The organism is Flavivirga jejuensis, from assembly GCF_030540765.1.
Lineage (GTDB): Bacteria > Bacteroidota > Bacteroidia > Flavobacteriales > Flavobacteriaceae > Flavivirga > Flavivirga jejuensis.
In genome coordinates this window covers 497817-510546 of record NZ_JAUOEL010000002.1, presented here as the reverse complement: position 1 = coordinate 510546, position 12730 = coordinate 497817, and the positions used below count along the sequence as shown (strand labels likewise).

Here is a 12730-nt window from a genome sequence, read left to right as displayed (position 1 = left end):
AATATTATTATGTTATCCACCAAGTTGATTTAAATATTTTGATTGTGATTGATTTTGTAGAAAAATACATATCCATATTATTTATGTTAAAAAATTAAAGAAAAAGTATTTTTGAAAACAATAAGTTTTTAAATTATCAATTTATATCTTCACGCGTTAAATTTTTTAAATTTCAAATATATGTCAGAAAAATCGAATGCAAAAGCATATTGGAAAGAAAACATTAGATATGTTTTAATTCTATTAGCTATATGGTTTATGGTTTCATTTGCCGCAGGAATTCTGTTTAAAGACGAGTTAAATACCATTAGAATAGGAGGTTTTAAACTAGGCTTCTGGTTTGCACAACAAGGTTCTATGTATGTGTTTGTTATTTTAATATTTGTGTACGTTCGTTTAATGAATAAACTTGATAAGAAATACGGTTATGATGCATAGTTTGTTGGTTGAAGGGTTTGGAGTTCAAAATTGGACATACGTTTTAGTAGGTATTACATTTACATTATATATAGGTATTGCTATTTGGGCTCGAGCTGGGTCTACAAAAGAGTTTTATGTTGCAGGAGGCGGTGTTTCTCCATTAGCAAATGGCATGGCTACCGCAGCCGATTGGATGAGTGCTGCGTCATTTATTTCCATGGCAGGGATCATTTCTTTTGATGGCTATGATGGAGCCGTATATTTAATGGGGTGGACAGGAGGTTACGTGCTTTTAGCATTATTACTAGCGCCCTATTTAAGAAAATTTGGAAAATTTACGGTTCCCGATTTTATTGGAGACCGTTACTATTCTAACACAGCACGTTTAGTAGGTGTTATTTGTGCACTTATAGTATCGTTTACATATGTAGCTGGTCAAATGAGAGGTGTAGGATTAGTGTTTTCTCGTTTTTTAGAAGTAGACATTAACACAGGTGTTATTATAGGGATGATAATTGTATTATTTTATGCCGTTTTAGGAGGTATGAAAGGTATTACCTATACCCAAGTTGCTCAGTATTGTGTCCTTATTTTTGCGTTTATGGTACCTGCAATTTTTATATCCATTCAAATGACAGGGAATCCAATACCACAATTAGGTTTTGGTAGTCAATTAGCCGATGGTTCTGGAACCTATTTATTAGATAAATTAGATGGATTAAGCACCGATTTAGGTTTTAATGAATATACCGAAGGCTCAAAATCTACAATTGATATTTTTGCAATAACATTAGCTTTAATGGTTGGAACAGCAGGATTACCACATGTTATTGTTCGGTTTTTTACAGTAAAACGGGTTAGAGATGCCAGAAAATCTGCAGGTATAGCTTTGCTCTTAATCGTTATCTTGTATACCACAGCGCCAGCAGTGGCGGTGTTTGCAAGAACAAATATGATTGAAACCGTTTCAAATAAACCTTACGCTAATGTCCCCGAATGGTTTAAAAAATGGGAAACTACAGAATTAATTAAGTTTACAGATAAAAATAATGATGGGCTCATTCAATATGTTGCAGATGAGTCTAAAAATGAATTGTTTGTAGACAAAGATATTATGGTTTTAGCAAACCCAGAAATAGCTAAATTACCAGACTGGATTATTGCTTTAGTAGCTGCAGGAGCATTAGCAGCAGCTCTTTCAACAGCAGCAGGATTATTATTAGTGATTTCTGCTTCGGTTTCTCACGATTTAATAAAAAAAATGATAAACCCAAAAATTTCTGAAAAGGGAGAATTAATTGCAGCACGTTTATCTGCAGTTGTAGCAGTTTGCATTGCAGGTTATTTTGGTATTAATCCACCAGGCTTTGTTGCTGCAACAGTAGCTTTAGCTTTTGGTTTAGCGGCAGCCTCGTTTTTTCCAGCTATTATTTTAGGGATTTTTTATAAGAAAATGAATAAAGAAGGCGCCATTGCTGGTATGGTAATCGGAATTTTATTAATGCTTTTCTATATGACCAAATTTAAGTTTGGTTGGTTTGGCGGCGGCACAAAAGCCGATTGGTGGTTTGGAATTTCACCCGAAGGATTTGGCACCGTAGCCATGATTATAAATTTTGTTGTCTCTATTGTGATTATGAAATTTACACCTGAAACTCCCAAAGATGTACAAGAGATTGTTGAGAAGATTAGAATACCGAGCGGAGCAGGGGCGGCAACACATTAATTTGTAGAAAATTTCAGCTTATTACATTAAAATAAAAATAATAGTGCTCGAGCACATTTTAAGAGTAATTAACTAATTATTACTTATTTTTTCTACTTTTACAAAAAAAACACTAAAATTAAATGAGTAATTATCACATAAAACATTTAGAAGAGTACTATCAAGTTTATAGAAAATCTATAAGAGAACCTGAAAATTTTTGGGAAGAAGTTGCAGAAGAGCATTTTCAGTGGCAAAAAAAATGGGATAATGTATTGAGTTGGGATTTTAATAAACCTGAAATTAAATGGTTTGAAGGTGCCCAATTAAACATTACGGAAAACTGTATTGATAGGCATTTAGCGACTCGTGGTGATAAAACCGCTATATTATTTGAACCTAATGATCCAAAAGATCCAGCAGAACATATAACCTATAACCAATTATACGAACGTGTCAATAAATTTGCGAACGTATTAAAAGGTCAGGGAATTAAAAAAGGAGATCGTGTATGTGTGTATTTACCGATGATTCCTGAATTAGCTATAGCTGTATTAGCATGTGCTAGAATAGGAGCGATACATTCTGTAGTATTCGCAGGGTTTTCATCCACAGCCTTATCTAAAAGAATTAATGATAGCGATTGTAAAATAGTAATAACCAGCGATGGTTCTTATAGAGGCGCTAAAACTATAGACTTAAAAAGTATCGTAGATGAAGCCTTATTAAGTAGCCCAGGAATTGAAACTGTATTAGTCGCTAAACGTATTCATTCAGAAATAGAAATGAAGGCAGGGCGTGACAAATGGTTGCAACCTCTTTTAGACGAAGCTTCAACAGCCTGTGACGCTGAAATTATGGACGCTGAAGATCCGTTATTTATATTATATACCTCTGGATCTACAGGGCAACCCAAAGGAATGGTACACACCACAGGAGGTTATATGGTGTATACTGCCTATACCTTTAAGAATGTATTTCAATACAGAGAAAATGATGTATATTGGTGTACTGCAGATATTGGTTGGATTACAGGACACAGTTATATCGTTTATGGTCCATTAGCAAACGGTGCTACAACAGTACTATTTGAAGGCGTACCAAGCTATCCAGACTTTGGTCGTTTTTGGGAGATTGTAGAAAAACATAAAGTAAATCAGTTTTATACAGCACCAACAGCTATACGTGCACTTGCTAAGCAAGGGGTAGATCTAATAGAGAAATACGATTTATCATCATTAAAAGTTTTAGGTTCTGTAGGGGAACCCATAAATGAAGAGGCATGGCATTGGTACAATGATAATATAGGGAAAAAGAATAGTCCGATAGTGGATACTTGGTGGCAAACTGAAACTGGTGGAATAATGATAAGCCCTATTCCGTTTGTTACTCCTACTAAACCAACTTATGCCACATTACCTTTTATAGGAATTCAACCTGCTTTAATGGATGAAAATGGGCAAGAGTTAAAAGGAAATCAAGTAGATGGAAGACTGTGTGTTAAATTCCCATGGCCTTCTATGGCTAGAACCATTTGGGGGAATCATCAGCGTTATAAAGACACCTATTTTTCTGCTTATGAAAACAAATACTTTACTGGAGATGGCGCGTTAAGAGACGAAGTTGGGTATTATAGAATCACAGGAAGGGTAGATGATGTGATTATAGTTTCAGGACATAATTTAGGTACAGCACCTATAGAAGATGCTATAAATGAGCACCCTGCAGTAGTAGAATCTGCCATAGTAGGTTTTCCGCATGATGTGAAAGGAAATGCTTTGTATGGTTATGTAATATTAAAAGATACTGGTGAAAGTAGAGACCAAAGCAATTTACGTAAAGAGATCAATCAAATTATTACTGAGCATATAGGTCCGATAGCTAAGTTAGATAAAATACAGTTCACACAAGGTTTACCAAAGACACGATCTGGGAAGATTATGCGACGTATATTAAGAAAGATAGCCTGTAAAGATACTAGCAATTTAGGAGATACCAGTACACTTTTAAATCCAGAAGTTGTTCAAGATATTATGGATAACGTATTATAGTATAGTTTGAAGTGTTTACTTAATGAAGAAGCTTAAATTATTTCTTCATTAAGTAAATATTTCCATTGCAGTTTTTTTTGTATATCTAATCGTGATAGAATTTTTAGAAATATAATAGCCGTTATTAGAGCATCGCCATTGGCAGTATGTCTATCTACCTTAGGTACATTAAGTTCTTTACATAAATCGTCTAATGTGTAATGTGTTTTTAAACTCTCACGATAAATAATATGTTTCGATTTATTAAACAAATGACCCGTATCAATAAATTTGTTTTTTAGTTTACCAAGTCCATGTCTTAATAGCATTTCATTCACCATAACTTTATCAAAATTAGCATGATGGGCTATTAAAATAGCATTTTTTATGTAGGCTAAAAATAGTTTAATGGCTTCAAGTTCGGTTACTTTTTCTAAAGACCCCTTTCGCATTAATCCATGAATCTTAACGGTTTCAGGATTGAAAACCTCTTGCTCTAAATAAAGTTCTAAACTATGATTAACTTGAATAGATTTACCAATAAAAGAGACTGCACCAATAGATAGGATTCTATCTTTTTTTTTGTCGAAACCAGTAGTTTCGGTATCAAAAGCAATAAAGCGAGTGGCTTCAATGGGATTCTTATTGGGAGTTTTAAAATGATCAATATAATCAACCCAAAAGTCTGGATATTCTTTTTTCTTTTTATGGAACCATTTAAGAATCATTTAGATAAAGTTTTTTAAATCAAATCTAATTTTTAGAATTTCTTGAATCGCTTGGATAGGCTTAAAGCAACGTCTTAGTTTTAACTTTTCTTCTTTAGTTAAGGTTTCCAGATCGATAAGTTTACCAGAATTATCATGTAATAAACCTTGTTTGGTTTTAAATTTAGATAGCGCTTTAAAAGCATAAGAGCACGACTGGTATAACTCTTTATTGTTAGGCTCTAGTTCTGCTAATTTTTCAAAACGTTCAGAAGTATTATTAACATCTCTTATTCGCTTGATTAAAATAAGAATCCTGGCTGCGTCAATAAGCGGCATTAATGCTCTGCTTTTAATATTAAAAAGCTCCTTTTTATCACCGTTTTGTTCTACTAAAAATTGTCTGAAAAAACCAAGAGGCGAAGGGCTTTTAATAGCATCACGACCTAAAAATTTATAAAATAAATCTGTTTTTTCTAAAGTGGTATAAATAGTATCTGTAAGATCTTTAACTAATTCTTTATTTCCGTAAACGTGGTTATAATCAAAAAATATAGAAGACAATAAAACAGCTTTTTCATCGGGTTTTAAAATCCAATTTTTGAATTGAGTTTTCCATTCTGTTAAAGATTTACACCATTCGGGATTGTTTGCCATCATGTCGGCTTTACAATGTTCAAACCCAATTTTATTTAAAGTGATGGTAACTAATTTTGAGAGTCCTAAAAAATAGGATTGAGTTTCTGCATATTGATTTTCTGGGACATCTTCAAATACTAAAGCATTATCCTGATCGGTAAAAAGTAACTGCTCATTACGTCCTTGACTCCCCAATGCCAACCAAGAAAAAGGTACTGGAGGTGCTGTAGGCATTTTTTTAAGAGCCAATTCGATAGCACGAATCGTAACAGCATCATTAATTTGAGAAATCACATTTGTAATGTGAGATATAGGTATGTTTTGTTCTATATAACTTCTTAATAAAACGCTTCCTTTAAGTCTGGCTGCCCGTAATTTTTTAGTCCGTTTTGCTCGTTTTATCTCTTTAAGTATCACTGTAGGATTGTTACCTAAAGTAACCAAAACATCATGATGGGTTAAAACTCCAATAAGTTTAGAATTAACTGTGCCATCTTTAGTTATACATAAATGTCCAATACTGTGTTTAATCATTTGCAATTGGCCATCTGCTATAGTTAATCCCTTTTTACTCGTCATTACAGGCGAAGTCATAATATTAGTTACTGAGGTTTCAATAGGGAATAAACCGGTGGCTATCTTATTTTTAATATCACTATTGGTAATAATACCTACTGGTTTTTTTGCATCATCAATTACCACTATACAACCAATTTTATGATCGCTCATTTTTTTTGCAGCCTCTTTTAAAGACGATTCCACAGAGCAAGTAATAGGAGACTTTGTATAATTAGCCGTTTGAAAATTTACGATCTCTTGAGAAGTGTTAGGTAAATAATCAACAAAAATCCGACCCGTTTCTTCTGCTGTATAAGAATCGAAAGCATTGGACGCAAATGCAGTAATTAAATATTTCTGAATTTTGTTACTTTTATCTGTTGCCGATTGAAAAACGGTAATGGGTATCGCGTAAACAATAGATTCTTCGTTGGCAGTAGCGGTAAGCTTATAAGGTTCTTTAGTTATGAGTGGACGCAACCCAAAAACATCACCAGTATCATGAATATTCATAATGTTCTTAACATCGTCATGACTGTAATACAAATTTATGGCGCCGTCTCGTACAATATAAAAATTGTCATGACAGGCGTCGTTCTTTTTAAATAGAGTGTCCCCTTTTTCTAAATAGGTTATGGTAACCTCTGTAGCAATTCGTAACAGGGTTTTATAGGAGAGCATATTAAAAGGCGGATAGCCTTTTAAAAAATCACCAACACGTTCTGCTATAGAATTTTTCATGAAACATCTCTATTTTTTGTATTTATAGTTTATTAGTCCACACTTATGGCGTGGTAGGCTAATCCAACTTCCTCTGTTGAACTTGTTTTGTATTTAGTGGGGGCTAGATTTAATATCTTTTATTAGATCATTTTAAAATCTAGCAATAATTCACCTTCGATAGATGCTTGCAAATGATCCCCTTTAAAAGTTTGACCAGCACCTAAAGCAGGTGTTCCTGTAAAAATTAAGTCTCCTGGAACTAAGGTCATAAAGCTAGAAACAAAGCTAATAATCTCACTAAAATTATAAATCATAAAATCGGTATTACCAACTTGTTTTTGTTCGCCATTTATAACTAAATCAAAATTAATATTATTAAGTTCTGGAAAATTAGAAATAGGCTTAAAACTAGATATTGGTGATGCACCGTCGAAACCTTTAGCCAAGGCCCATGGTCCTTTATTTGCCCTACTGGCATTAAGTACATCTTTAGCAGTATAGTCTATTCCAACAGCAATTTCAGAGATATAAGAAGCAGCATCTGCTATAGTAATATCTTTCCCAGTTTTACCAATTTTAGCAACTAATTCGACTTCGTAAACTAATTCGTTAGTAATTGATGGGAATACAACATCTTTATTGTTAGTAACTAATGTGCTTTCTGGTTTTGTGAATATTAATTGAGCACCGTTTTTAAGTGTTTCAATTTCTGCTTTATCACTTACGTAATTTTTACCAATGCCTATAATTTTCATCTTTTATATTATCTTTTTAATGATTTATTTAAGCCAATAAAAGTAATAAATTAAGCAGACTACTGCATCGTTTTGAAAGTGAATTTTAAGTATTTTTTAGCACATAAAACAGTGTATTGAATTTCTTTCAATTTTTGGAATGATTTATGAAATAGGATTTCAGTTTCTTCAAATAGTTAGTTATATGATAGGTTTATAGTAAATTGAATTTCTGGATGCTCAAACTCTTTGCATTTTGTGGTTGAAAAACACACCCCACTTTTTTTGCTTTTTAGATAGTATCTTTTTTGCTTTTTTTGCATAATTACCATGAGGGTAATATTCAAGATATCTTTCAATCGTTTTGTCATCATTAGTACTATAATAAATAGCTTTACAAGTTTCCCAAATATTATTATCTATCATATATGAATCGACACCTTCATTTTTTGCTTTTAAATAATATTCAATCGCTTTATCAAAATCGTTCAGGAAGTAAAATGCTGCTCCAATTTGACTTAAATACAAGCCCTTTTTTTGGGGATAATTTTCAGCAAGTTTTTTATAAAGCTCAATAGATTCGTTAAAATTTTCACTAGTAAGCATCCTTGAAGCTTGTCTCATAAGTGCATTTTCTTCATTTTTAGGTTTAGGGTTTTTAGAAATATAATCTTGGTTCTTTACTTTAAGCTCGTCTAAGGTTATTTTCTTTTTTCCAAATAAAAAGTTAAATAGTCCCATAATTTTAGTTTTAATGTTTTTAATAGCAATTAAATATTTGTAATAACACTTGAACTTTATTTAGTTTTTGTTCAACCTGAGAGGTGTTATTTTTAGAATTCTCCTGGAGTATTCATACTTGTTTTCTAGCCTTATCCGTACCTATCATGATTACTTTTAAGAATAAACTCAACACAATCATTGTCTCTATTAGAAGAAACGATACAAGAATAGTGCACTACCAATAGAGTTTGGAGCAGCATTTGTGTACCATATTTAGACCGTAAAATGATTACTTTGTATGCTAATTTTTTAGCTAAACAGAAAGTGTTTATAAATAGTTTTCTAGTTTTGATCTTTGAAGGTTTTGAGAGACTGTTAAGATAACAAATTTATCTTAATTAGGTTTCGTTTTTTTACTATTTAACGTTACTTATATGTGTTAAATATTGATAATGAGTAATTTGTGTGTATAAATAAAAAAATAAAGGCTGTTATTTGTAAAGTGTTGATTATTAGTTTATTGAGTATTTTTTATTAAAAAACACATTTAATTTTTTTGGATCAGATGTTTTTAATCGCGACAAAGATTAATTTAGCAATCAATCCTATTGGTTAAAATTATTGCAATGCAACATTTCAAAAATAATCCAAAAGCAAAGACGAAAAGTAAAGTAACCATAACGCAAGCTTTTAAAACGATTATATGGCCACGGCGTAATCTAGTATTTATTGGTTTAATTTTAATAGTTATTAGGAGTTTGTCTGGTTTAATTTTGCCCTGGCAAAGTAAAGTGTTGTTAGATGATGTAGTACCTAGTAAAGATGTAGGGTTGTTATATAATTTAATAGGTATTGTTTTAGGTGCTATTTTAATACAATCGGTTACATCGTTTTTACTCGCACGTATACTAAGTGTACAGGCGCAATATTTAATTAGTGAGTTACGAGCTCAAGTACAGAAAAAAGTGCTTTCATTACCCATTAGTTTTTTTGATAATACTAAATCGGGTGCTTTAGTATCTCGTATTATGAATGATGTTGAAGGTGTGAGAAACCTTATTGGCACAGGATTAGTACAATTAGTAGGAGGTACCTTTACAGCGATTGTGTCTATGATCATTTTAATAAAACTAAACCCATGGATGACGCTTTTTGTGTTTGTCCCACTTTCCATATTCGGATACATTGCACTTAGAGCTTTTAAATATATTCGTCCAATTTTTAGAAATCGAGGGGAAATAAGTGCAGAAGTAAAAGGACGCTTAACCGAAACTTTAGCAGGTGTTCGTGTTATTAAAGCCTTTAATGCCGAAGCACAGGAAAATAAAATTTTTGAAAAAGGGGTTGATAAACTATTTCAGAATGTAAAAAAGAGTTTAACTGCTACTGCTTTTATGACGAGTTCTTCAACCTTTTTAATTGGGGTTGCAACAACAGGTATTATGGGAATTGGCGGGTATTATATGATACAAGGGGATATGACTACAGGAGAGTTTTTATTCTTCACACTTATTTTAGGGTTTATGATTGCACCTATAATACAGATGAGTAATATTGGAAGTCAGTTAACAGAAGCTTTGGCAGGTTTAGATAGAACTGAGGAACTCATGAATATGACTGCGGAAGAAGACGATAAAGAAAGAACCATTGAATTAAATACTATTAAAGGGGCCATTGCTTTTGATGATGTATCATTTTCTTATGAAGCAGGTAAAGAGGTATTGCATCATATTAATTTTAAAGCTTCAGCAGGATCAACTACCGCATTAGTTGGTAGTTCAGGTTCGGGTAAATCTACTATTGCAGGTTTATCTGCTACGTTTTTAAGCCCGAAATCAGGTAAAGTAACTATAGATAATCAAGATTTATCAAAAGTAAAACTAAATACCTATCGTCAATATTTGGGAGTTGTTTTACAAGATGAATTTTTATTTGAAGGCACTATTAAAGAAAATATCATGTTTCCAAGACCAGATGCCACAGCGACGGAATTACAAGAGGCTGTTAAAGCTGCTTATGTAAATGAATTTACAGATCGTTTTGAAGCAGGGTTGGATACTTTAATAGGGGAACGAGGCGTGAAGTTATCTGGAGGACAGCGACAACGGTTGGCCATTGCACGTGCTATTTTAGCAGATCCAAAAATTATTATTTTAGATGAAGCTACTTCTAGTTTAGATACCGAAAGTGAAGCTTTAATACAAAAAAGTTTAGGTGAATTAATTAAAAACAGAACGACTATTGTTATAGCACACCGATTAAGTACCATTAGAAAAGCAGATCAAATTCTAGTTATTGAAGCAGGTCATATAGTAGAACGCGGTACACATGATGAGTTGATTGCTTTAAATGGTAGATATTATGATTTATACACGTATCAAGCTAAGATTTAATTGAAAAGAATTCTCCTAGAATCTGCCTTGGTATTTCCATTGAAATTGTCATTCGTTTTCACAGGAGTCTAAATACAGAATTTTGTTTTTTGACCTTTTTAGGTTAAAACCTTGTGGGCGACTTGATTGGGTATGAAACCAGCAAAATAAGGATATGCCGAGGGTAGTCTACTATTTAGGGCATTCTATTTGGTACATCAACATTATAAAAGATCATTACTTACATCGAACACAGGTTTACAATAAATTAAATGGCCAACACGCTCTTTTTCTTTTTTAAAAGAATAAAAGTAAAAACAGACAATACACCAAAAACCGAAAAACCAATAAACAGCGGTAATACAGACTCATTAACAAAACTACCAATATAATTAGCTATTGGAACCGCCATAACTGTAGAAACAAAACCATTAATAGCTGCCCCTATACCAGCAATATGCCCCAGTGGTTGCATGGCCAAGGCTCTTAGGTTTCCAAAAACAAAACCAACAGCAAAGAATTGTAAAGCAAAAAAGCTTATTAAGATTCCAATACTTGGGTTTTCTCCCGACCAAAATAAAACGATATACAAAATAGATATAATAGCATAAGCTACCGTTGCCGTGTATGCAATACGCCACATACCATATTTTACAACAAACACACTATTTAAATAGGTGGCCAATCCAATAGATATAGCCAAACTTGCAAAAATATAAGGAAACATGTCTGCTAGGTTATATTGCTCTTGAAAAATTTGTTGCGAGGTACTTAAATAGACCATAAACGACCCCGTTATAAACCCCGAAATAAGTGTAAAAGCAATAGCGTCTTTATATTTGATAAACTCCTTAGCGCCATTAATAAATTGATGCGATGAGAATTTTATACGCTTTTCCTTTTGTAACGTTTCGGGTTGTCGCTTCCAAAACCAAATCATCACTAAAAGGCCATATATTAAATTTACGTAAAATATAGATTCCCAATTATAAAAATTTAGTAAGAACAGCCCTAGTGTAGGAGCGATTACAGGAACTAAAATAAAAACCATAACTACAATAGATAATATTTTGGCCATATAATCACCACTATACGAATCTCTTACAATAGCAATGCTTAAAGTTCTTGGAGACGATAATCCAATGCCTTGAAGCGTCCTTCCAATAATCATCATTTCAAAGCTTTCGGTGGTCACACAAATAATACTAGCAATTATAAATACTGTAAATCCTATATATACAATAGGTTTTCTACCAAAGCTATCAGATAATGGACCAAAGATAAGTTGACCAACACCCAACCCTAAAAAAATCATGGTAATTAGTAATTGGTTGTCATTTGGATGCGTCGTACCTAAATAATTTCCAATTTTTGGAAGTGCAGGTAATAATGCGTCTATAGATAAAGCAACAATAGACATCAGTGATGCCATTAATGCGACAAATTCGAATTGGAATTTATTATTTGATTTTTGCATTAAGCAAAAGTAGTTCATATAAATTATTAAGATTAAGTTTTAGTGTTAGGATATTCATAATTTTATGATTTTTTTTATTTAGAACGTAGATGTGTTTCATATATTTACAACAAAAAAATAAATTATGAAATGCGTTATGCTTGCCTTAGTACTATCTCTTTTTGTTTCTTGTAGCAAAGATGAAGTGCCAGATTATGTTACTTTAAATGATGAAGAAATCACAGATTATATTGCTGAAAATAATTTGGATGCAACGAAAAGTGTATCAGGACTTTATTATGTGATTGATGAAGAAGGAACGGGAGAGCAGCCTACTATAACTTCTAATGTTACAGTAGCATATAAAGGGTACTTTACTAATGGAAGTGTTTTTGACGAAAGTGATTCTCTTACATATGATTTAGATAGATTTATTGCAGGTTGGAGAGAAGGTTTTACCTATTTTAAAGAAGGAGGGAGTGGTAAGCTTTTAGTACCGTCTCACTTGGGTTATGGTAATGATGGCATAAGAGGTATTCCTGGGGGAGCTGTTCTTATTTTTGATATTAGTCTTATTTCTGTAAATTAGAAAGAAAAAATTAAATAAGATAGATTCTTTTTTTCGAACATGATAACAATCAAATAATTGGTTGTTATCATGTT

Annotated in this window: 10 protein-coding genes; 5 read left to right on the top strand and 5 right to left on the bottom strand. The window is 32.5% G+C overall.

Annotated elements, in window-relative coordinates; translation table 11 throughout:
* The first annotated feature begins 180 nt into the window (after positions 1–180).
* The 3 genes from Q4Q40_RS07105 to acs all read left to right on the top strand — a co-directional run bounded on the left by Q4Q40_RS07105 (position 181) and on the right by acs (position 4176).
* Positions 181–438 carry a DUF4212 domain-containing protein gene (locus Q4Q40_RS07105; RefSeq protein WP_303301091.1) on the top strand — a complete coding sequence of 86 codons (258 nt, stop codon included), beginning with the start codon at positions 181–183 and terminating at the stop codon, positions 436–438.
* The gene (locus tag Q4Q40_RS07100; protein ID WP_303301090.1) at positions 428–2146 is read left to right on the top strand and encodes a sodium:solute symporter family protein; all 1719 of its coding nucleotides are present in this window, start codon (positions 428–430) and stop codon (positions 2144–2146) included. The genes Q4Q40_RS07105 and Q4Q40_RS07100 overlap by 11 nt, the downstream gene beginning before the upstream one ends.
* Positions 2147–2268: 122 nt before the next feature.
* Positions 2269–4176 (top strand): acetate--CoA ligase, encoded by a 1908-nt coding sequence (gene acs / locus Q4Q40_RS07095; RefSeq protein ID WP_303301089.1) that lies wholly within the window; start codon positions 2269–2271, stop codon positions 4174–4176.
* Positions 4177–4208: 32 nt separating this feature from the next.
* Here acs and Q4Q40_RS07090 read toward each other — a convergent pair whose 3' ends face one another.
* The 4 genes from Q4Q40_RS07090 to Q4Q40_RS07075 form a co-directional block, all read right to left on the bottom strand.
* On the bottom strand, positions 4209–4883 hold the full coding sequence (locus Q4Q40_RS07090) for a 3'-5' exonuclease (protein WP_303301088.1): 675 nt from the start codon (positions 4881–4883) through the stop codon (positions 4209–4211).
* Positions 4884–6800, bottom strand: coding sequence for a DUF294 nucleotidyltransferase-like domain-containing protein (locus Q4Q40_RS07085; RefSeq protein WP_303301087.1), 1917 nt, complete (start codon positions 6798–6800; stop codon positions 4884–4886).
* Positions 6801–6922: 122 nt separating this feature from the next.
* Positions 6923–7537 (bottom strand): fumarylacetoacetate hydrolase family protein, encoded by a 615-nt coding sequence (locus tag Q4Q40_RS07080; RefSeq protein ID WP_303301086.1) that lies wholly within the window; start codon positions 7535–7537, stop codon positions 6923–6925.
* A 219-nt stretch (positions 7538–7756) separates the two neighbouring features.
* Positions 7757–8257 carry a tetratricopeptide repeat protein gene (locus Q4Q40_RS07075; protein ID WP_303301085.1) on the bottom strand — a complete coding sequence of 167 codons (501 nt, stop codon included), beginning with the start codon at positions 8255–8257 and terminating at the stop codon, positions 7757–7759.
* A 608-nt stretch (positions 8258–8865) separates the two neighbouring features.
* Between Q4Q40_RS07075 and Q4Q40_RS07070 the strand changes: the two genes are divergently transcribed.
* Positions 8866–10632 (top strand): ABC transporter ATP-binding protein, encoded by a 1767-nt coding sequence (locus tag Q4Q40_RS07070; protein WP_303301084.1) that lies wholly within the window; start codon positions 8866–8868, stop codon positions 10630–10632.
* 247 nt (positions 10633–10879) lie between these two features.
* On the opposite strand, the gene Q4Q40_RS07065 is transcribed toward Q4Q40_RS07070, so the two are convergent.
* Entirely contained in the window at positions 10880–12088 is a 1209-nt protein-coding gene (locus Q4Q40_RS07065; protein ID WP_303301083.1) for a multidrug effflux MFS transporter, read from the bottom strand.
* Positions 12089–12212: 124 nt separating this feature from the next.
* Between Q4Q40_RS07065 and Q4Q40_RS07060 the strand changes: the two genes are divergently transcribed.
* Positions 12213–12656 (top strand): FKBP-type peptidyl-prolyl cis-trans isomerase, encoded by a 444-nt coding sequence (locus tag Q4Q40_RS07060; protein ID WP_303301082.1) that lies wholly within the window; start codon positions 12213–12215, stop codon positions 12654–12656.
* Positions 12657–12730 lie beyond the last annotated feature (74 nt).